The sequence below is a fragment of the Rhodococcoides navarretei genome (assembly GCF_038069675.1).
Lineage (GTDB): Bacteria > Actinomycetota > Actinomycetes > Mycobacteriales > Mycobacteriaceae > Rhodococcoides > Rhodococcoides navarretei.
In genome coordinates, this window is record NZ_JBBPCN010000001.1 from 1,046,605 (window position 1) to 1,068,069 (window position 21,465).

Consider the following 21,465-nt stretch of genomic DNA (forward strand, 5'->3'; position numbering starts at 1 on the left):
ACCCCGTCTGTGGTCTACGTCGAATCCGGGTCGTCCGAGAGTCGTGGGTTTCGGAAATCTTTCGGAGAGCGCCCGGTCCAGCGTTTGAAGGCATGAGAGAAGTTGGCGAGGTCGCTGTATCCGAGTTCGGAAGCGATCTCGCTGACCGAAACCGAGCGATCGAGGAGCCGTAGCATCGCGCGTTCGTACAGCAGCGTGTGGCGGACCTTGCTGTAGGTGGTTCCTTCTTCGGCAAGCCGCCGTTTCAACGTGCTGCTCGACATCGACAATGCTTGTGCAACATCATGGTTGGTTCGCTGTCCGAGGTCCTTTTCCAACAGTTGCCTCACCTTCTCGGCGGATGACATGGACCCACTCCGCTGGGCGAGTGTCCGCTGCAGATCAGTGATAGCGAGTCGATATGCGAGAGGGTCCGAGAACCGACAAGCCTTGTTTAGTGTGTCCTCGGGTACGTGGACGAAGGAAATCGGAGCGTCGAAGAACCGGCGATTCGCCCCCGGACCTTTGTCGTGGCTCACCTCGGTCGGCTCCGGCCAGCTCAGATGGAGTGTCACCGGCGATATGTCACCGGCGAGCATGTCCAGCAGTCGTAATAACGCCGACCCGCCGTAGGTGATGACCAAGCAGTCCAGTGCGGAATCGCCTGTGTGCGCAGTGAGCCCGACGATCAGACCGTAGTCGCCAGTGTGGAACTGCGATTTCAACGCCGTGGAGATCAATGGCAGGTATGTCAGGAGATCGACGATCTCGGCGACCGAACCAGCGCTGATCAAAGGTGAACTCAGGGGCCCGAACGATGTCAACTGGGCCTGCTCGGCAAACGCAAGTCCGAGTCGAGTGGCGTGGGCGATATCGAGTTCGGGATAGACCTCCCGAAACCACCGTATCGGTGCCTGGACGTCATGCTGAATGAGCGTCGCTTCACTGGTTCCTTCGCGGTGCATGATTGCACGAAGGCGCGCGGCGGCGTCAGGGTCGAGTGCGCGGCGTTCGAGCAGTTGCACGAACGCAAGCGGTGGCACGCCCTCGTCGCTCAGCTTCACGGTGATTCCTTTGACCCGAATTCACAAGTTTATGACTCCACCGAACATAGCCGTCACCCACGTTTGCGACGACACTTTCGTCGATCACGCCAGGAACTGAGGTGGTGGCAAGCTGGACGGATTCTTGTCCGGAAGTTCGTTTGTCTTGAGAATGGGAATATTGCGTGACACCGACGCTAGCGGCGCTACACCGCTGTCGCTACGGTCGACCGAATCGAGTCGTCTTGCTCAACTCTGGATTGGCTTGAAAATCTTGGAACCCCTCGATGTACGGAGCGAGTAGGTCTGCGATATCGGTGGCGGTCTGGGCTGCGTCAGTCGGGGGCCGTGAGACATACGCCAAGGCCATCTGAACGATGGACGTGCTCAGGATATCGGCTTGGCGTTTCGGGGCTTGCACCCAGCATCGCTGAAATGTGGCAGAGAGGTGATCTGCGGCTCGCTCGACAAGCTGGGTGCTGTGAACAGTAATGAGCCGCAGGAGGTCTGCGGATGCGTCTTCTTCTCGTAGCGATCTGACCAATGGGTCACGTTCGGAGACGGCGAAAAACGCAGCCAAGCCTCGGCCGAGCGCCAATCTGATATCACCAACGCAAGTGTAGAGGCCATCGTCCACCACACTGACCAGCTGATCGGTCAGTCGTATCGCGTAGCTCTCCGCCACACCGCGCCGGGACCCGAACTCGTTATAGATGGTCTGTCGAGACAAACCGGCTTCCTTCGCGACCTCGGACATGGTCACGGACTTCCAGCTCTGCCGCAGCAGGAGAGCGCTCAATGCGTCTAACGCGGTCGCACGAAGGAGAGTGCTTGCCGCTGTCCGGTAGCCACCATCAGGGCGCGCAGTGTGGACGGAACTCATGAATAGAAGTCTAGGCGCGTTCGGACATTGGTGGTGGGAGATGATGTCGCTGTCGCCAGCGCGTCGATGCTGCCAGCGATGCGACCATTGGCGTTATCTGCGGGCGAACGAACCAGGCGCAGCGGTGAGCCGAACACCTACGAAGAACTCATCTGTTCTTTCGGTAGGTTTCCCGAGCGGCGTGCAGCGAACGCAGAGCATGCAATTCGGCACAACTGCCGGCGTGTGGCGTCAGAAAAGCTCTCCATTGCAGAGGTCGGCTACGCACACCCCTCGTCTGCGTAGCTCGACCTACATCTGGCTGATTTTCACGTCGCGAATATTTCGGCGTTCGATCCGACTCGCGCACCGTGGTAGGTCAACGGATTCCACGAGGGTGCCAACATGAACAGTAGGAGCGGTGTCAATGTGAAGAATGCAAAATCCAGCACGATACCTCGATTTCCACTGCAGCCATGGAGGCCTGAAGGGGCCGTCGTCGTGGTGTCGATCGTACTGGATCGGCACCGTTCTGTGATATGTCCAAGTTGGCCAAAGTCGCAAGGAGTCCTTGTTCTTTATGCACAAATCATCCTTCCCTCTTTGACACATGAGGAATAGCTATCGTACAACTAGGTCGTATCGAGTTCGCTCCCGTACTTAAAGGAATCAACCTTGAATCGAGCATTGGACCGTCTCGCAGTTCGTGGTCGGGTGCTGGTCACACCCTGCCAGGGGGAGCCCGAACTGTGGGACTACGAATCCGATCCACCCTACGAGACGGTTGCTCAGCGAGCTGCGCGTCATAAAACTGCAGCAGACTCTTGCATGAAATGTCATATACTGACCGACTGCGAGCAGTATCTTGCTACTGATCCTTCGCCAGTCGGAGTGTGGGCCGGTCGAATCTTGGAGACGTCCGAAGGATCTGTCGAATCAAATGCGGCGAACATTGCGACAGGTGAAGGAATCGAGGGCAAAGAAATGGATATGAATGACCGAATCAAGTCGCTTTCACCGAATGCGGCATTCGATATTCTGATAGCAACAATCGTGAATCAGCATGGCAATGGAGTCTGACGAACGTGACGCTGGAAACCTGGAAGGTTTGAGCCGGGTCGCAGCCACCCTGCTCAAACCGTCAACCGTGCGTCTGCTGAGCCGAGCGGTATGGGTAACTTGAGTACTGTGCTGGGTGTCCACCACGCGGCATCCAGCGCAATCCTGAGGTTCATGAGGATGCCGGCATCGTCCAGCTTGCAACCGCACTCTTTCGCTGCTTGTCGGATGCGGTATTTGACCGTGTTTCGATGGATCGTCATATCGTGAGCGGTCGCGGTAACGCTACAGTTGTTTGCTAGGTAGACTCGTAAGGTCTCGCGGAGCCTGCGGTTCCGCGCACTGTCCAGAAGCAAGCCTCCGAGTGAGTCTTCCGCTAGATCCCTTAGGATTTCCGGATCTTCGAGCAGAAGAGTGATGGCTGCAACTTCCTCGAAAGTTACCACCGGACTGATGTCGACCTTGCCGTCCGAAACTACGCGGGCCGCGCGCTCTGCCTGCCTGGCTGTCTTCCGAAAACCATTTTCACCACTCTGCACGGTTCCAATTGCTGCTCGAATTCGGCCGTACTTCTGAAGAACGTCTGTAACGCTTTCAAGGCAAATCCTTCCGGCGTGAATTATCGGAAACCAAACCAGGGATCGGGCATCGCCTTTACTGTTGACTTGCGGTCGACCGATCGTACCGAGTCTGACGCCAACGGTATCTACGAGCTGGTGCCAGGACTTTCTCGGGAATGGTTCCCGGTCATTCGTCCAAAACTCAATGGCAATATGGTTTCCTGTGAGATTGTAATATGAATCGATTTTGTATGCGCCCAAAGAATCTGTGCATGATGTCGACATTGCGCGTTCGAGTTCCGTGTTTACAGAACTATTTTCTTCACGTATCTTCGATTTCTCCGCTTCGTATTCTGAACATGCGTCCTGACACACGCGGTCTATGAAGACGGCAGACCTGCTGACCAGATGCGCAAGTTGATTCGCGGCCAACGTGTGCGTAGCACGCGAGAGCGAGAACAGGACATGCTCAAGAAATCTCGATTGGCCCAGGTGATAAGCGCGCGCGAGCGCCGTCAGCGGGACATGCGTGTGTGCGAGAACGCGAGCATGGCACAGGGCGGCATGCGGAGCTCGCAAGTTGTCGTGCTCAGTCCTGTCGGCCAGGAAGTCGATAGCCGCATTGATGTTGGCTTTCACGCTGGTGTGTAGAAGTCCGGTTGCGTCTGCATTGCCGTTCATTTCATGGATTGATGCACTTATGAATGAAGAGATATTCTCCGTCAACTCTGCCTTTCTGTCCTCCATCTCGTCCACAAGTGTTTCCATCAAATGAGTCGATATCATTTTAGTGTCATACCTATCCTGGTAGTTCAATTCTGGAGCGGCGCGCCATTTCGGTGACGATCGCTGCGGATCTACCTTGTCGATCTCGGGGCTTGCCCCGCCGCCTGTGCACCTCGGCTTCTCGTCAGAGCCCTCCTTGCTGGCTTCTGACGCACCGGCTCCTTTCGGTTCGGCTCGCCGGTGACGGAAGCGTCAGCGGCTTGTGGTTAATGAGCTGCACCACTAGTATCTGTACACGCAGGCTGCATCTGTCAATTAATTGGACAAAAAGTCATCGTCTGTATAGTAGTGTGCCCGGGTAGGCAGGCGGTCGGCTTTGGTCTCACCGTCGAGGGGGCGCACTCTCGCGCTGGGTCCCGGCCCCTGGGGCGAGGAGCAGTTATCCGGTTTGAAGAACCAGAAGGAGACGCCATGGCGACGCCACCGAGCAGTTCAATCGATTACGACGTCTTGATCGTCGGTTCGGGCTTCGGCGGAAGTGTCACCGCGCTGCGGCTGGTGGAGAAGGGGTACCGCGTCGGGATCCTCGAGGCCGGGCAACGCTTCGAGGACAAGGACTTCGCGAAGAACAGCTGGGATCTCAAGCGTTTCCTGTGGGCACCGAAGCTGGGTCTGTACGGAATCCAGCGTGTGCACCTGCTGCGCGATTGCCTCATCCTCGCCGGTGCCGGAGTGGGCGGTGGATCCCTGAATTACGCCAATACTCTCTACAAGCCGCAGGCACCGTTCTTCGAGGACAAGCAGTGGGCGCACATCACCGACTGGAGCAGTGAGCTCTCTCCGTTCTACGACCAGGCCACCCGCATGCTGGGCGTGGTGCGCAACCCACACATGACCCCGGCCGACGAGGTCATGAAGTCGGTGGCCGAGGACATGGGCGTCGCCGACACCTTCATTCAGACGCCGGTGGGAGTGTTCTTCGGAGACGAGCCCGGCAAGACCGTCCCGGACCCGTACTTCGGCGGTGCAGGTCCCGAGCGCACCGGATGCATCGAATGCGGTGAGTGCATGACCGGTTGCCGCCACGGAGCCAAGAACACCCTGCTGAAGAACTACCTCGGCCTGGCCGAGCGCGCGGGAGCCGAGATCGTGCCGATGACGACCGTGACCGGTCTCGTTCCGCGATCCGACGGCACCTGGGACGTCGACACCGAGCGCACCGGCGCTCGGCTCCGCAAGGGCAAGAAGACGTACAGCGCAGCCAATGTCGTGTTGGCCGCGGGCACCTGGGGCACCCAGAATTTGCTGCACAAGATGAAAGACACGGGCGCGCTGCCCAAGCTGTCGGACACACTCGGCGAACTGACTCGCACCAACTCCGAGTCGATCGTCGGAGCGGCCAAGCTTGCGGTCGATCCGAACATGGACCTCACGCGCGGAGTGGCCATCACGTCCTCGTTCCACCCCAGCCCCAACACGCACATCGAACCGTGCCGCTACGGCAAGGGCTCGAACGCGATGGGAATGCTGCAGACCCTGATGACCGACGGCGGCGGAAAGATCCCGCGTTGGCTCAAGTTCGTGTTCGCGTTGATCGCACACCCGGTTCAGTTCGTTCGCGTCGTCAATGTCCGGCACTGGAGCGAGCGCACCATCATCGCGCTGGTGATGCAGAACCTCGACAACTCGATCACCACATTCACCAAGCGTGGGCCGTTCGGCCGCAAGATTTCCAGCAGGCAGGGCCACGGCGAGCCGAATCCGACGTGGATCCCCGAGGGCAACGACGCCACCCGGCGCATCGCCAAGAAGATCGGCGGCGTCGCTGGAGGCACCTGGGGAGAGCTGTTCAACATCCCGCTCACCGCGCACTTCCTCGGGGGGTGCGCCATTGCCTCGGATTCGGCGCACGGCGTCATCGATCCGTACCACCGCGTCCACGGATACCCGACGCTGAGCGTGGTGGACGGGGCGGCTGTGTCGGCGAACCTCGGGGTCAATCCGTCGCTGACCATCAGCGCGCAGGCCGAGCGGTCCGCCGCATTGTGGCCGAACAAGGGCGAGCTCGATCTTCGTCCGGCACAGGGGCTTCCGTATCAGCGGCTCGATCCCATCGCCCCCAACTCGCCCGTTGTTCCGGTGGACGCTCCGGGTGGGCTGAGATTGCCTATCGTCGAGATCCGAAATGGCCATCTGGTCGCCGGTGAGACGGCTTCGCGGTGAAAGAAGTACTTGGTGAGCGCGCATTTCGAAACAGGAGCCCAGCCGCTCGATGCCTTCGTGCGGAGCGCAGAGTTGTCGCACTCCACATCTGGAGTGGACTCAGGTCGGATCTCTGGGGCGAACCGTCTGACCCGAATTCACAAGTTTTTGACTCTACGGAACATGGCCGCCATTCACGTTTGCGGCGACACTGTTATCAATCGCGAAGAAAATTGAGGAGTTGACATGGCAGTTGTAACTTTCGTCGCCCACGATGGTGGGAAGCACGAGGCGGGCTTGGTCGAAGGTCGATCGTTGATGCAGATTGCAACCGACAATGCTGTGCCGGGGATCGATGGAGACTGTGGGGGCGAAACGGCCTGTGGCACCTGCCATGTGATCGTCGACCCGCAGTGGTCAGGAGAGGTGGGTCTGTCCGGTGCCAACGAGGAGGAGATGCTGGCTATGAACCCCGAGCGTGAACCCACGTCTCGGTTGTCGTGCCAGATGGTGGCCTCAAAAGCGTGGGATGGCCTGATCGTTCGAACACCTGAATTCCAATTGTGATGTGTGAAAGGCAGGCACGACAGCATGAAAGTTTCTGAGTCGATCACCGACAAGGTCCAGTCGACCATCCCTATAGGGCTGCAGATCCAGGGCGCTCATCTGTACGACAAGACCCGACGGTGGGTGACTGGCACGAATGGCAAGAAGATCTTCGTCGAAAGTCCCATCCCACCGGTCGAGGATGTCGAGCTCGCCGACATCGACCTCAGTAACCCCTTTCTCTACAGACAAGGGCGGTGGCAGTCGTACTTCGAGCGCGTGCGGAACGAGGCACCGGTTCATTACCAACCCAACAGTCCGTTCGGCCCGTTCTGGTCGGTCACGCGCCATGCCGATATCGTGGCCGTCGACAAGAACCACGCTGTGTTCTCGGCCGAACCGTTCATCGTCATCGGCGTCCCGCCCCGGTTTCTCGATATCGAGATGTTCATCGCGATGGACCCGCCACGCCACGACAAGCAGCGCGCTGCCGTCCAGGGGGTTGTCGCACCGAAGAACCTCCGGGAGATGGAGGGACTGATCCGATCGCGGGTACGGGAGGTATTGGACGACCTCCCCTTGAACGAGCCGTTCGACTGGGTGCAGAATGTCTCGATCGAGTTGACAGCTCGGATGCTCGCAACTCTTCTGGATTTCCCCTACGAACAACGCCGCAAACTCGTCTACTGGTCCGATTTGGCAACCTCGATGGAGCAAGCCAACGGTGGGCCCTCGGACAACGACGAGGTGTTCGAGGGCATGCGTGACATGGCCCGTGGCCTCAGCGCTCTCTGGCATGACAAAGCAGCCAGGAGGTCTGCAGGGGAAGAGTCCGGTTTCGATCTGATCACCATGTTGCAGAGCAACGAGGACACCAAGGATCTGATCGATCGTCCGATGGAATTTCTGGGCAACCTCGTCCTGCTGATCGTCGGTGGGAACGACACGACGCGTAACTCGATGAGCGGTGGCGTTCTTGCGTTGAACCAATTCCCCGACCAGTTCGAGAAATTGAAGGCCAATCCCGATTTGATCCCCAACATGAACTCGGAAATCATCCGATGGCAAACACCCTTGGCGTACATGCGCCGAATTGCCAAAGCCGACACCGTTCTGAACGGACAATTCATCCGCAAGGGTGACAAATTGGTGATGTGGTATGCCTCGGGTAACCGCGACGAACGCGTTTTCGAGAATCCTGATGATTTCATCATCGATCGTGCCAATGCGCGCAATCACATCGCGTTCGGATTCGGTGTACACCGGTGTATGGGCAATCGGCTGGCCGAAATGCAGCTGCGGATTCTGTGGGAGGAGTTGCTTCCCCGCTTCGAGAACATCGAGGTCGTCGGCGACCCCGAGTATGTTCAGTCGAATTTCGTGCGGGGCATCAGCAAGATGATGGTGCGCCTGACGCCTACTTCCAGCGCATGACATCGCAACGGGCGATCATCGTCGGCGCAAGCCATGCTGGGGCACAACTGGCAGCTAGTTTGCGCCAAGAAGGTTGGACAGGCGAGATCGTCCTCATCGGTAACGAGTCTGCCACTCCCTATCAACGCCCCCCGCTGTCGAAGGCATACCTGGCGGGCAAATGCGTACTCGACGATATCGCCATTCGCAGCACGGACTTCTACTCCAAGCAAGGTATTCAGCTCCTGAACGCGCAGGTGGAGGCCATCGTTCGGTCGGAAGGCAACGTCGTTCTCGACACCGGGGAGAAGCTGGCTTACGACAAGCTCGCGCTGTGCACGGGAGCCCGCCCTCGTCGGCTCACCGTTCCCGGGGCCGATCTCCACGGGGTCTACTACCTACGTACCGCAGCGGACGTCGAGAGGATCCGTATGGCCACCGGCCCTGGCCGGCGGGTGGTGATCGTCGGAGGCGGCTACATCGGACTCGAGACAGCGGCATCGCTGCGCGCACTGGGCGTGCAGGTCACAGTTCTCGAGGCAACTGGGCGTGTGCTCGAGCGGGTCACTGCTCCCGAGGTTTCGACGTTCTTCGAGCGGATACATCGCGAGCAGGGAGTCGACATCAGAACGAACGCGATGGTCGAAGGCCTGTCCGGTGACCGTGAGGTTCGTGAAGTCAGTTTGGCCAGCGGGGAATCGATCCTCGCAGATCTGGTCATCGTCGGTGTCGGCGTCGAGCCGAACACCGACCTCGCCGCCGACGCGGGTCTTGTCATCGACAACGGCATCGTGATCGACGATCACACTCGGACCAACGACCCCGACATCATGGCGGCGGGGGACTGCGCGAGCCACGACATGGCCCGTTACGGCCGTCGACTACGGTTGGAGTCCGTCTCGAGCGCAGGAGAGCAGGCCAAAGTCGCTGCCTCGACCGCCTGCGGGAAGTCCAGAAAAATCGAAGCGTTGCCGTGGTTCTGGTCAGATCAGTATCACTTCAAGCTGCAGATCGCCGGCCTCAACACTGGATACGACGAAGTGGTTCTCAGTGGTGATCCCACCCGTGACAGTGATTTCAGTTGCTTCTATCTCCAGGCCGGTGAGCTCATTGCCGCCGACTGCATAGGTCGCCCGCGCGAGTTCATGTACAGCAAACGGGTGATCGCCCAGCGACTCTCCGTCCAACGCGAAGACCTGATGCTCGGCGGACTCGCGCGCAACTGACCGATCCTTCGGTCGTTGTGCACACAACAGCAACCGGTTTGCTCAGAGAAGGGAACATCGGCGATGACCATGACAGACCGCCCGCCCGGGGCACATACGACGCAGCCACCGCACGCGTATCTGGGAGCAACGGACTTCCTCGACATCGAGCACGAATCCGTGCGGGCGTTCACCGCCGCGGCAATCGGGGATGCGAGCAGCGACCGTGACAAGGCCAGACGCCTCTTCGCCGCCGTCCGCGACCGGATCTGGTACGACCCGTACACCGTGTCGGACGATCCTGCCCACTATCGAGCGAGCTTCGTCCTCGAGACCGGGCGCGCTTACTGCGTCCCGAAGGCGGTGCTGTTGACCGCAGTGTGCCGGGCGGCGGGTATCCCGGCACTGCTCGGTTTCGCCGACGTCCGAAATCACCTGCAGACCGAGACGTTGCGCGCGCTGATGGGCGGCACCGATCTGTTCGTCTACCACGGCTACAGTCGCCTCTACATCGAGGGCCGGTGGTTGAAGGCCACGCCGGCATTCAATGTCGAGTTGTGCGCTCGTTTCGGCGTGCCGCCAGTGGAATTCGACGGCGATCGCGATGCTCTCATGCATGCCTTCACCGCAGACGGAGCTCAGCACATGGAGTATGTCCGCGAGCGAGGAGTCTTCGATGACCTACCCTTGAACGCGATCTTGACGGTGCTTCGGCACGCCTACGGCCCCACGATCTTCACGGGCGCTCACCCACTCGATGATGTTTTCACCGGCCGCACCCGGCCGGGCGAAACTCCCGGGGATCGAAACTCGCCGCGGGAGTCTCGATGAACACAAGCGGTGAGAACATACGCGCCGAACCCCGTATCGCGGCCGACTGCCGATCGGTCGGAGCTCTCTCCGCGAACAATCGCGATCGTGAACACTCGGACCGCCTCGGACACCTTCGAATCGGGTGAGCCGACACCTGCTGGCAGAGCTGTGCCACATGACTGTCTCGTCGGCGCGGCCGTGTTGAGGCCGGGCACCGGAAGTTGCACCGAACAGACGAGACCCGTTCTGCCGCTGGGGTTGCGGCCGATGAACGACCGATCCGAACGCCTCCCCGGGCACGAGACGCCGCGCGATACCCATATCCCTCTCCTGTGTGCGCAGCCGCTACCGCGAGAGCGGCCCGAACGGCGTCTACCGATGTCTCTTATCTATGCAAGGAGCGCAGCATGATGAACAACGCACCTCACACCCCCGCCAGGACCGTGGCGATCACAGGTGGAGCTCGCGGCATCGGCTATCAGACAGCGAAGGAGTTGATTCGACGAGGCCACCGGGTCGCCATCGGCGACATCGACGAGGCACGTGCGAAGGAGGCCGCCGCCGAACTCGGGGTGAAGGTCGTCACCCGACTCGACGTCACCGAACCTGACTCGTTCACAACGTTTCTGGACCTGGTCGAACGTGAACTCGGACCCCTCGACATCCTGATCAACAACGCGGGCATCATGCCTACCGGCCACGCCCACGAAGAGGACGATGCAGTAACCCGGCGGCAAGTCGAGATCAATGTCCTGGGGGTCATCTTCGGGACCAAACTGGCTCTTCAGCGCATGCTGCCGCGCCGCACCGGACACATCATCAACACTGCGTCATTGGCCGGCGAGCTCGCGGTACCTGGTTTGGCGACCTACTGCGCTACCAAGTTCGCAGTCATCGGATTCACAGAGGCCGCACGACTGGAGTACCGCAAGTCAGGGGTTCGACTGTCCACAGTCCGCCCGACGTTCACCAACACCGAACTCGTCGCCGGAACCGCCGGCGCAAAGGGATTACGCAACGCCGAGCCGGAGGAGATCGCCCGCGCGACAGCAGATCTGATCGAGAATCCACGCCCCTTCGTCCGCGTCACCCGTCTCGCCGGCGCAATGGTCGCGGCGGTGAAATTCGTCCCCCGGCGTCTGGCGACCGGACTGGGTGCGGCCCTGAACACAGATTCGGTGTTCCTCGCGGACGTCGACATGGCTGCTCGCCGAACGTATCTCGACAGAATCCGGAACAGCTGAGCGTGCCGACACGCGCGCTCGACCATCCACCCGAAAGGCAGCCACAGTGACCCACACGACTCTGATCGAGAACTATCCCCACCGGATGGGAGGGCACTGCGGGTCAGGTGCAATGCGAGACCTTCTCCAGTGGCATGGTCTGGGATGGGACGGACCACCCGACGAGGGGTTGGTGTTCGCACTGGGTGGTGATCTGGGTTTGTCCTACCTGCGATCGGACGACCTGGTCCCACCGATGTACCTGGTCGGCCGCGGTGCCGACTTCGAGATCGACTTACCGCGCAGGCTCGGCGGACAAGTCGAGGTTCTCACGACCGACGATCCCGCTGAGGGATGGTCATGGGTTCGCGACGACATCGATGCGGGACGACCCAGTCTGGTCTGGGCCGATATCGCTGAGCTGCCCTACCTACGGGTGAAACTGCAGATGAGTCGTCACGACATCGTGGTGATCGGCTACGACGAGATCGGGGGGACTGCCTCGGTCGTCGACAACGATCGGGCCGATGTGCAGGAGATCCCGCTCGACGCGCTCGCTCGGGCGCGATCTTCCACCTCGTTCCCGCAACCGACACGTCACTGCACGTACCGAATCACATGGCCGCAGACACTGCCGCCCGTGTCTACTGCCGCGGCCGCGGCCTTTGCCCGATCCGCCGCCAGCATGCGCGCCCCATCGACACCGGGAATAGCCGACCACGTACCAGCGGCCGGTGCCGAAGGATTGGCCGCGGTCGACCAGCTGGCAACCGACGTCAAGAGCTGGGTCGACCTTCCGCCCGATGACCTCGAGACGTTGCTGTTCAGTCTCGGTATCTTCATCGAAAAGGCCGGAACCGGAGGCGGGCTCTTTCGTCGGCTTCTCGCCGACGGCTGTACCGAGATTGCACGTCTGACCGGGGATCCCGCTACCGCAGACCTCGCGGTGGCCGCCGATCACTGCGCCCAGGCCTGGACCGAAACTGCCCGCGCCGGAACACAACGCGGTCTCGATGTGCGAACACGCGCAGCTGCGGTGGCCGTGTCGGCTGCCGAACTGCCTGCACTCGAGCTGATCCTGGTGGAGTCCCTGGAGTCTGCTTCACGCTCGCTGTCCGCCATCACGAGATGATGCCCATCGTCGTTCGACGGCGCGCGGTAGACGGTGCATCGCACTGTGCTGCAGCCTCTCGTGCCGGATCGCCGCAGGAGTGCGGAGGCACCGAACGACCGAAGAGTTGCCGGACGGAACAGTCGAACGCCTCTCGGTGGACGCTGCATCGATGCCGTGTCGTTGCTCGGCAACAGACCCTGATCTCTGCCCCGCGCCGACAACAATTCAGCCGCCGACGGAAGCCTTCGATGTTCGCGGTCACCGTTTTCGGCTCGACGGCCGCGTCGTGTGCGCTATCGGGCCAGGCCCGTTATCTTCTAGCTGATACTTGAAACCGAGGGCTACGGTAGCCAGACCCGGTATGACTTCTCGCCCCTGTCATCGATGATCCGGGGGGGGGTGGGGGGCTGTCGCCGGGTGTTGACGTCGGATCGGTGACCGGACGAAGGACTGCTTCATGGCCACGAGCTACGCCGTGTTTTGCGGCATCGACGTGGGAAAATCCGAACATCACGCCGTCGGTCTCGCCGTCGACGGAACCCGTCTGTACGGCAAAGCCCTACCCAATGACGAGGCCCGCCTGCGCACAGTGTTCGACCGCCTCGCCACGCGCGGGCCGCTGTTGATCGTCGTCGATCAGCCTAATACGATCGGCGACGCCCTGCCGGTCACCGTCTCCCGATCCTGCGAGCACCAGTTCGCGTCCCTACCGGGTCTGTCGATGCGCCGCATCGCAGATCTGTATCCAGGGCAAGCCAAAACTGATGCGCGGGCCTGCGTTCACATCGCCGACACGGCCCGGACCATGCCCCACACGCTGCGACGAGTCGATACCGGTGATGACACACTCGCCGAGCTCGGTGTGCTGATCGGTTTCGATGACGATCTCGCCGGTGAAGCAACCCGCGTCAGCAACCGAATCCGCGGACTGCTGACCGGCATTCACCCCGCGCTCGAACGAGTCCTCGGACCGCGTGTGACACACCCGGCAGTGCTCGAGATCCTGTCCCGCTGCGGTAGCCCCGGCGGCATCCGCGCTGCTGGTAAGCGGAAACTGACCGCTTCGCCGCCAAAAACGCGCTCAGGATGGGGGCAAGACTGGTTGCGGAGATCTACGCCGCACTCGAGGCTCAGACGGTAGTAGTGCCCGGGTCTGCGGCTGCCGAGACTGTTCTACCCAAACTGGCGGACTCGCTCAAAGAGACACTGCAGCAACGCAACACAGTTGGCTCGGACGTCGAGAGGATGCTCGGTGCCCACCCTCTTTCCTCGCTCCTGATCTCGATGCCAGGCGTCGGAGTCAGGACTGCCGCACGCATCCTTCTCGAAGTCGGTGACGGATCGGCATTCAAATCAGCAGGACACCTGGCCGCCTACGCCGGCATCGCACCCGTGACCCACCGATCCGGCACCTCGATCCGAGGTGAGCATTTAGCGTGATCAGGAAACCGCAAACTCAAACGCGCGTTGTTCCTTTCGGCCTTCGCCGCGCTGCACGACCCCACCAGTCGCGCCTACTACGACCGCAAGCGAGCCGAAGGCAGGAAACACAACGCCGCGCTCATCTGCCTCGCTCGACGCCGATGCGACGTCCTGTACGCCATGCTCAAGAACAAGACCCTGTACCAACCGCCCGCAGCTCACGCAGCTTGACAGAAACCATAGGGACACGTTATTGAGGCGTGAGGTTCACCCCAACGGTACCAACGGCAGCGGTTGTACCCGCGTTCGCCGACGATCACGGTCGGATGCCGTGCGTGGGGTTGATCTGCCGCGAGGATTTCCGACACTGGAGATGACTATTCTGAAGCCGCGTTTGCGGACTGCCCGTAACTGTAGTGGACAGCGTTCGGGGTTCGGTACCCGAGCGCCGAATGGCGGTGTTGTGAACTGTAGAAGCCGTCGATGTATCTGACGATGTCTTGTCGTGCTTTGCTTTTGGTGGAGTAGATCGTTCGGTAGACGCATTCGTTCTTTGGGTAAGTCCCGTGGGGTGGTGGACATTCGGTGAGGCGGCGTAGCCGCAGCTCGGGCGTGTCGTACCCGTGTTGTGGGTGGGCCATCGCGTAGTGATGAACGAGTTACCTCTCACAGTGACTCGACCAAAGGACCACGCGATGACCCACGACCATTCTGCCCTGATCACCCAGCTCGATGCACTCAAGGGTGCAGACCCGGCGTCGGTGTTCGCCGAGCTGATCCGCGCCGGCCTGCAGGCGCTGATCGACGCCGAAGCGACCGAGGTCCTCGGTGCCGGCCGCTACGAGCGGACGGCCGAGCGCACGAACTACCGGAACGGCACCCGCTCGAAGACGGTGTCGACGACCAGCGGAGACGTCGAGATCCAGATCCCGAAGCTGCGCACAGGGTCGTTCTTCCCCAGCCTGCTCGAGCGTCGCCGACGCATCGATCAGGCGTTGTACGCGGTGATCATGGAGGCCTACGTGCACGGAGTGTCGACCCGCAACGTCGACGACCTCGTCGCAGCGTTGGGTGTTGACTCGGGCGTCTCGAAGTCGACTGTGTCGAGAATTTGCCAAGGGCTCGATACGGAGATCGCGCGGTTTCGTGAGCGAACGTTGACCCACACCACGTTTCCGTACGTCTTCCTCGACGCGACGTATTGCAAGGTGCGGATCGGGGCGCATGTGGTCTCGCATGCGCTCGTCGTCGCGACCGGGGTGTCGATCGACGGCACCCGTGAAGTGTTGGGCACCGCGGTCGGGGACAGTGAGTCGTTCGATTTCTGGCGGGAGTTCCTGATCGGGCTCAAGGCGCGGGGGCTGTCGGGGGTGCATCTGGTGATCTCCGATGCGCATGCCGGTTTGAAAGCTGCTGTGGCGCAGCAGTTCACCGGGGCGTCGTGGCAGCGTTGCCGGGTGCATTTCATGCGGAACGTCACTTCCGCGGTGTCGTCGAAGCAGGTGCCTCCGGTGATGGCGGCGATCAAGACGATCTTCGCGCACACCGAGCCGGATGCTGTTGCAGCGCAGTGGGATCAGGTCGCGCAGACGCTCGCCGGGTCGTTTCCGAAGGTGTCGGCGATGATGGACGGTGCGAAGGAAGATGTGCTCGCGTTCCGTGCGTTCCCGAAGTCGCATTGGCAGAAAATCTGGTCGAACAATCCGATCGAACGACTCAACAAGGAGATCAAACGCCGCGCCGATGTCGTGGAGATCTTCCCCAACCCGGCGGCGTTCCTGCGCCTGGCGACCGCGGTGGTGATCGAAGCGCACGACGAGTGGCAAGTGACCCGCCGCTACGTCTCCGACGTGTCGATGGACGAGCTGAGGGTCGTCATCGCCAGGAAGGAACGCGCTGCAGTATCAACCGACACGACCGCTGAGTCGTTGACACCTCAGCTCGAAAGCGCCTAACATACAACACAACTCGTTGATCATGAACCGGATGGTTCACCGATCCGAATTACACCACCCCATGGGGCACTATCCGTTCTTTGTCGGCGGCCATGAAAAACTGACCACAGGCGGCCATGAATATGCCCACTGACGGCCGATAAGAACTGACCACTCGCGGCCACGAATGTGACCGCCTGTGGCCACGAATCTGCCCAGACCACACCCATCCTCTCGGCGCGTCAGCGCCGAGGAGGCCTCTCCTGCGGTTTCGATACCGATGCCTAGTCCGTATCGAATCCACCGCAGGAGAGACCACGTGAAGTCTGACGGAGAACTGATGGACATACTCAATGCATACGACCTGACCGGATCATTGCGGGCCGCCGCAGACTTGTGCGGCTGCTCCCACAACACCGTGAAAAAGGCCGTCGAAGACCGAGACGCCGGCCTGCCACCGGCCACCCACCGAACCAAAATCACCGACGACTGGCTCGAATACCTCGAAGAGTGGGTCTCCAAATCCAAGGGCAAGATCCGCGGCGACAAAGCCCACGAGAAACTTCTCGCACTCGGCTACACCGGTGCCGACCGCACCACTCGACGCGCCCTCGCCGAAATCAAAACCCAATGGAGACTGGGCAATACGAGAGTGCACCGGCCATGGATCACCGAACCAGGACTGTGGCTGCAGTACGACTTCGGAGACGGCCCGGTCGTCGACGGCCGCAAGATCGTGCTCCTCGTCGCCTGGCTGGCCTGGTGCCGCTACCGCATCGTGGTCCCACTACGCGACCGCACCGCAGCGAGCGTCTTCGCTGGCCTGGACCGGGTCTTCCGCATCATCGGCGGCGCACCGACCTACCTGCTCACCGACAACGAAAAGACCGTTACCGCCGGCCACGTCGCCGGCGTCCCGATCCGCAATCGCACCGCGGTCACCTTCGGTCGGTACTACGGAATCACCGTGCTGACCTGCCAACCGGCGGACCCTGCATCGAAAGGCGGAGTGGAGAACGCTGTCAAACTCGCCAAAGCCGACATCGTGCCCACCGAGACGAACCTGCTCGAGCAGTACGCCACCTTCGCCGACGTCGAAATCGCGTGCACGGCGTTCATGACCGAGATCAACGCCCGAGTACATCGGGCCACCCGCCGCGTCCCGAACGAGATGCTCGCCGAGGAACGACCCGAGTTGCACGGTATCCCCGACATGCCGCACACCGCAGTCCTCGGAGTCGCTCGCCGAGTCCCCGACAACACACCGATGGTCACCTTTGATCACTGCCAATACTCGACACCAGCAACACTATTGGGTCAGAGCGTGTGGGTCAGACTGCACGACGGGACAGATGAGGTCGTCATCTGCGCTCTCGATGACGGTGGCCCGATCGAAGTGGCCCGGCACGCCCGCACCACACCCGGCAGCCCCGCCATCGACGACGCCCACTTCCCCGGACATCACCCGAGGATCCCCGGCGACTACAGCGTCCGCGCGCGAACAGTATCCGAACAGCAATTCCTCGCGATCGGGGAAGGTGCCGCGACATGGCTCAAGGAAGCCGCCGCGGTCGGCACCGAACGGATATACCTGAAAATGTCGCACGCGGTCGATCTCGCGCGACTCGGAGTTCGGGGCGATGTCGATTGGGCACTCGGGCACGCAGCGGTGCACGGCCGCTTCGCCACCGGCGACCTCGACTCGATCCTCGCATCGAAGGGAATGGACCTCACCCGCCGCGGCGCATCCGAATCCACCTCCCTCACGCAAGGCACATCAGGATGGAACTTGTTGGGCAGCAACGCTATCGAACACAAAACCGCCGACGAGACGAACGAAGGTCAGCGATGAACACCGTCACAGCGGAACTCCCCACCGACCTCGAAACGCTGCTGCGGCAACTCCGCCTGCCGCATGCCAGGTCCATCGCCGCCGAAGTCCTCGCCACCGCACGAGCACAACGCTGGGACCCCGCCGAGGTCGTCAAAGCGCTTCTCTCAGAGGAATCCGCCGGCCGGGCACGATCGATGCTGACCGCCCGCCGCAAAGCAGCGGGATTCCCCACCGGGAAGACCTTCGAGGTCTGGGACGAGAACGCATCATCGATCCCGCTTCCCACCCAGCATGCCCTGCAGACCCTCGAATGGGTGCATCGCCGCGAGAATCTGGTGGTCTGCGGGCCGGCCGGGACAGGCAAGACATTCTTCCTCGAAGCGTTGGGACAGAACGTGATCCAAGCGGGGATGCCGGTCGCGTGGTTCACCCTCGAGCAGATCGGGGTCCTCGTACGCGCGCACCGATCCGACGACTCACTCGGCAAAGCGATCGCGAAGATCGTGCGCGCCGAACTCGTCGTGATCGACGATGTCGGGCTGTTGCCCGTCGGGACCGATGCCGCCGAAGGGCTGTACCGAATCGTCGAAGCAGCCTACGAACGCAAGTCCGTCGCGATCTCCTCGAACCTTCACCCGAGCGGGTTCGACGAACTGATGCCCAAGACCCTCGCCACTGCAACGGTCGATCGGCTGCTGCACCACGCGCACCTATGCCAAACCAGCGGCGATTCGGTCCGCCTCGCCCAAGCCCTGCACGGTCAGGGGGTCAAACCCTTGACCTGACATGATGCTCGACCGGTGGCGGACAAACCCGACATGGGCAGATTCGTGTCCGCCACCGGTCAGTTCTTGTTGGCCACCCATGGGCAGTTCTCGTGACCGCCTGTGGTCACTTCCCGATGTCCATTGACAGTTTTTGAAATCAGCGAAGAAACTTTCGGCCATACTGTTGCCCCACAACACCCCGCGAAGACCGCATCCGCGGAGAGCTCACGAGAGCCCGGTAAGCCCGGTAAGCCCGCGAGGTACATACGGCAAGTTCGGAGTGGAAGATGATAGTGCCCCATGGGGTGGTGTAATTCGGATCGGTGAACCATCCGGTTCATGATCAACGAGTTGTGTTGTATGTTAGGCGCTTTCGAGCTGAGGTGTCAACGACTCAGCGGTCGTGTCGGTTGATACTGCAGCGCGTTCCTTCCTGGCGATGACGACCCTCAGCTCGTCCATCGACACGTCGGAGACGTAGCGGCGGGTCACTTGCCACTCGTCGTGCGCTTCGATCACCACCGCGGTCGCCAGGCGCAGGAACGCCGCCGGGTTGGGGAAGATCTCCACGACATCGGCGCGGCGTTTGATCTCCTTGTTGAGTCGTTCGATCGGATTGTTCGACCAGATTTTCTGCCAATGCGACTTCGGGAACGCACGGAACGCGAGCACATCTTCCTTCGCACCGTCCATCATCGCCGACACCTTCGGAAACGACCCGGCGAGCGTCTGCGCGACCTGATCCCACTGCGCTGCAACAGCATCCGGCTCGGTGTGCGCGAAGATCGTCTTGATCGCCGCCATCACCGGAGGCACCTGCTTCGACGACACCGCGGAAGTGACGTTCCGCATGAAATGCACCCGGCAACGCTGCCACGACGCCCCGGTGAACTGCTGCGCCACAGCAGCTTTCAAACCGGCATGCGCATCGGAGATCACCAGATGCACCCCCGACAGCCCCCGCGCCTTGAGCCCGATCAGGAACTCCCGCCAGAAATCGAACGACTCACTGTCCCCGACCGCGGTGCCCAACACTTCACGGGTGCCGTCGATCGACACCCCGGTCGCGACGACGAGCGCATGCGAGACCACATGCGCCCCGATCCGCACCTTGCAATACGTCGCGTCGAGGAAGACGTACGGAAACGTGGTGTGGGTCAACGTTCGCTCACGAAACCGCGCGATCTCCGTATCGAGCCCTTGGCAAATTCTCGACACAGTCGACTTCGAGACGCCCGAGTCAACACCCAACGCTGCGACGAGGTCGTCGACGTTGCGGGTCGACACTCCGTGCACGTAGGCCTCCATGATCACCGCGTACAACGCCTGATCGATGCGTCGGCGACGCTCGAGCAGGCTGGGGAAGAACGACCCTGTGCGCAGCTTCGGGATCTGGATCTCGACGTCTCCGCTGGTCGTCGACACCGTCTTCGAGCGGGTGCCGTTCCGGTAGTTCGTGCGCTCGGCCGTCCGCTCGTAGCGGCCGGCACCGAGGACCTCGGTCGCTTCGGCGTCGATCAGCGCCTGCAGGCCGGCGCGGATCAGCTCGGCGAACACCGACGCCGGGTCTGCACCCTTGAGTGCATCGAGCTGGGTGATCAGGGCAGAATGGTCGTGGGTCATCGCGTGGTCCTTTGGTCGAGTCACTGTGAGAGGTAACTCGTTCATCACTACGCGATGGCCCACCCACAACACGGGTACGACACGCCCGAGCTGCGGCTACGCCGCCTCACCGAATGTCCACCACCCCACGGGACTTACCCGTGGAAGATCGCTCCCGGCTCGATCCGGGTCAAGGCTCTAAATCGAGATGGCTCCGTTCACTTGGGGACACGCCAACCTCTCAGGTGATTAATCCGACGGGGATTACCCGAAACCATGTACCAGGTACTGCACGTACCTGATACTGTGCGAACACCTTATCGCGACGAGCTGCGCAGACAGAAGAGGAGAGACCGGTATCTATACAGAAATTGCTGGTCGAGCGACAGCCAGTCTTGTGACCTTTGGAAATTCGATTGCCCTCGCCGGCCAGGCATTGCGGTGGGCCGTGCGCGATATTGTCACCGGACGGTTTCCGTTTCGGGAGTTTGTCACACAGACGTGGTTCGTCATCACCGTAACGACGTTGCCAGCGATCCTGGTCGCGATCCCGTTCGGCGTTATCGTCTCGGTGCAGGTCGGAAGTCTAACCCAGCAGGTCGGGGCCACATCTATCGCCGGAGCCGCCGGTGGACTCGGGATCATTCAGCAGGGGGCACCGATCGTCACCGCGCTCCTGCTCGGTGGTGCGGCAGGGTCGGCCATCGCCTCTGACCTTGGCGCACGCACCGTCCGTGAAGAAATCGATGCCATGGAGACGCTCGGACTAAATTCGACACGTCGACTCGTCGCACCTCGATTCGTCGCGGTTCTCATCGTCGCTCCGATGTTATGCATGCTCATCGTGTTTACCGGTCTCGTGGCCGGCTACATCCTTAGCGTCAACGTCCAGGGCATCACGCCGGGGAGCTACGTCGCATCGTTCGCATCGTTCGCATCATCGGCGGACATCCTTGTAGCGCTGATCAAGTCAGTGGTGTTCGGTCTCGTGGTCGTGACAATCGCGTGTCATCGGGGCCTGTCCACGAAAGGTGGCCCCAAAGGTGTGGCCACATCTGTCAACGCCACCGTGGTCCTAGGGGTAGTGGCGTGCTTCGTCATCAACGTGTTCATCACCCAACTGACCATCATGTTCGTCCCGCAGACCATCGGATGACGGAG

At 61.2% G+C, this 21,465-nt stretch carries 16 protein-coding genes and 1 pseudogene; 13 read left to right on the forward strand and 4 right to left on the reverse strand.

Features of this window, described 5'->3' with window-relative positions:
• Positions 1–14: 14 nt before the first annotated feature.
• Both AABD04_RS05265 and AABD04_RS05270 read right to left on the reverse strand, forming a co-directional pair.
• Entirely contained in the window at positions 15–1,043 is a 1,029-nt protein-coding gene (locus AABD04_RS05265; RefSeq protein WP_068046087.1) for a helix-turn-helix domain-containing protein, read from the reverse strand.
• A 199-nt stretch (positions 1,044–1,242) separates the two neighbouring features.
• Complete coding sequence (locus AABD04_RS05270) at positions 1,243–1,905, reverse strand: TetR family transcriptional regulator (RefSeq protein ID WP_045840684.1); 663 nt, start codon at positions 1,903–1,905, stop codon at positions 1,243–1,245.
• 654 nt (positions 1,906–2,559) lie between these two features.
• Here AABD04_RS05270 and AABD04_RS05275 point away from each other — a divergent pair.
• Positions 2,560–2,964, forward strand: a complete 405-nt coding sequence (locus AABD04_RS05275) for a hypothetical protein (RefSeq protein ID WP_147458399.1) — start codon at positions 2,560–2,562, stop codon at positions 2,962–2,964.
• A gap of 53 nt (positions 2,965–3,017) precedes the next feature.
• Here the strand turns inward: AABD04_RS05275 and AABD04_RS05280 are convergent, their stop codons facing one another.
• Entirely contained in the window at positions 3,018–4,271 is a 1,254-nt protein-coding gene (locus AABD04_RS05280) for a PucR family transcriptional regulator (RefSeq protein WP_183130532.1), read from the reverse strand.
• 429 nt (positions 4,272–4,700) lie between these two features.
• Between AABD04_RS05280 and AABD04_RS05285 the strand changes: the two genes are divergently transcribed.
• The 11 genes and pseudogenes from AABD04_RS05285 (at position 4,701) to istB (ending at position 18,720) form a co-directional block, all read left to right on the forward strand.
• Positions 4,701–6,452, forward strand: a complete 1,752-nt coding sequence (locus AABD04_RS05285) for an FAD-dependent oxidoreductase (RefSeq protein WP_068046078.1) — start codon at positions 4,701–4,703, stop codon at positions 6,450–6,452.
• Between the two features lie 225 nt (positions 6,453–6,677).
• Positions 6,678–6,998 carry a 2Fe-2S iron-sulfur cluster-binding protein gene (locus AABD04_RS05290; RefSeq protein ID WP_068046075.1) on the forward strand — a complete coding sequence of 107 codons (321 nt, stop codon included), beginning with the start codon at positions 6,678–6,680 and terminating at the stop codon, positions 6,996–6,998.
• Between the two features lie 24 nt (positions 6,999–7,022).
• Positions 7,023–8,411, forward strand: coding sequence for a cytochrome P450 (locus tag AABD04_RS05295; RefSeq protein ID WP_027498265.1), 1,389 nt, complete (start codon positions 7,023–7,025; stop codon positions 8,409–8,411).
• Positions 8,408–9,616: an NAD(P)/FAD-dependent oxidoreductase gene (locus tag AABD04_RS05300; RefSeq protein ID WP_068046072.1), complete on the forward strand. Its 1,209-nt coding sequence runs from the start codon at positions 8,408–8,410 to the stop codon at positions 9,614–9,616. Before AABD04_RS05295 ends, AABD04_RS05300 begins: the two co-directional genes overlap by 4 nt.
• 69 nt (positions 9,617–9,685) lie before the next feature.
• Positions 9,686–10,426, forward strand: a complete 741-nt coding sequence (locus tag AABD04_RS05305) for a transglutaminase-like domain-containing protein (protein WP_054186661.1) — start codon at positions 9,686–9,688, stop codon at positions 10,424–10,426.
• Positions 10,427–10,815: 389 nt separating this feature from the next.
• On the forward strand, positions 10,816–11,652 hold the full coding sequence (locus AABD04_RS05310; RefSeq protein WP_068046070.1) for an SDR family oxidoreductase: 837 nt from the start codon (positions 10,816–10,818) through the stop codon (positions 11,650–11,652).
• A gap of 46 nt (positions 11,653–11,698) precedes the next feature.
• A complete protein-coding gene (locus AABD04_RS05315; RefSeq protein WP_027498261.1) occupies positions 11,699–12,763 on the forward strand; it encodes a BtrH N-terminal domain-containing protein in 1,065 nt (354 codons plus the stop codon).
• 439 nt (positions 12,764–13,202) lie between these two features.
• Positions 13,203–14,398, forward strand: a pseudogene (locus tag AABD04_RS05320) (IS110 family RNA-guided transposase).
• 464 nt (positions 14,399–14,862) lie between these two features.
• A complete protein-coding gene (locus tag AABD04_RS05330; protein ID WP_068052702.1) occupies positions 14,863–16,122 on the forward strand; it encodes an IS256 family transposase in 1,260 nt (419 codons plus the stop codon).
• A 298-nt stretch (positions 16,123–16,420) separates the two neighbouring features.
• Positions 16,421–17,953 (forward strand): IS21 family transposase, encoded by a 1,533-nt coding sequence (istA, locus tag AABD04_RS05335; protein ID WP_094665460.1) that lies wholly within the window; start codon positions 16,421–16,423, stop codon positions 17,951–17,953.
• Positions 17,950–18,720 (forward strand): IS21-like element helper ATPase IstB, encoded by a 771-nt coding sequence (gene istB / locus AABD04_RS05340; RefSeq protein ID WP_094665458.1) that lies wholly within the window; start codon positions 17,950–17,952, stop codon positions 18,718–18,720. The genes istA and istB overlap by 4 nt, the downstream gene beginning before the upstream one ends.
• A 345-nt stretch (positions 18,721–19,065) precedes the next feature.
• On the opposite strand, the gene AABD04_RS05345 is transcribed toward istB, so the two are convergent.
• Positions 19,066–20,325, reverse strand: coding sequence for an IS256 family transposase (locus tag AABD04_RS05345; RefSeq protein WP_068052702.1), 1,260 nt, complete (start codon positions 20,323–20,325; stop codon positions 19,066–19,068).
• Positions 20,326–20,752: 427 nt separating this feature from the next.
• On the opposite strand from AABD04_RS05345, the gene AABD04_RS05350 reads away from it, so the two are divergent.
• A complete protein-coding gene (locus AABD04_RS05350; protein WP_228139276.1) occupies positions 20,753–21,460 on the forward strand; it encodes an MlaE family ABC transporter permease in 708 nt (235 codons plus the stop codon).
• Positions 21,461–21,465 lie beyond the last annotated feature (5 nt).

Coding starts and splice junctions, on each gene's coding strand:
- AABD04_RS05305 (WP_054186661.1), top strand. CDS start 9,686: ATGACAGACCGCCCGCCCGGGGCACATACGACGCAGCCACCGCACGCG.
- AABD04_RS05330 (WP_068052702.1), top strand. CDS start 14,863: ATGACCCACGACCATTCTGCCCTGATCACCCAGCTCGATGCACTCAAG.
- AABD04_RS05300 (WP_068046072.1), top strand. CDS start 8,408: ATGACATCGCAACGGGCGATCATCGTCGGCGCAAGCCATGCTGGGGCA.
- AABD04_RS05280 (WP_183130532.1), bottom strand. CDS start 4,271: ATGGAAACACTTGTGGACGAGATGGAGGACAGAAAGGCAGAGTTGACG.
- AABD04_RS05290 (WP_068046075.1), top strand. CDS start 6,678: ATGGCAGTTGTAACTTTCGTCGCCCACGATGGTGGGAAGCACGAGGCG.
- istB (WP_094665458.1), top strand. CDS start 17,950: ATGAACACCGTCACAGCGGAACTCCCCACCGACCTCGAAACGCTGCTG.
- AABD04_RS05285 (WP_068046078.1), top strand. CDS start 4,701: ATGGCGACGCCACCGAGCAGTTCAATCGATTACGACGTCTTGATCGTC.
- AABD04_RS05310 (WP_068046070.1), top strand. CDS start 10,816: ATGATGAACAACGCACCTCACACCCCCGCCAGGACCGTGGCGATCACA.
- AABD04_RS05270 (WP_045840684.1), bottom strand. CDS start 1,905: ATGAGTTCCGTCCACACTGCGCGCCCTGATGGTGGCTACCGGACAGCG.
- AABD04_RS05345 (WP_068052702.1), bottom strand. CDS start 20,325: ATGACCCACGACCATTCTGCCCTGATCACCCAGCTCGATGCACTCAAG.
- AABD04_RS05295 (WP_027498265.1), top strand. CDS start 7,023: ATGAAAGTTTCTGAGTCGATCACCGACAAGGTCCAGTCGACCATCCCT.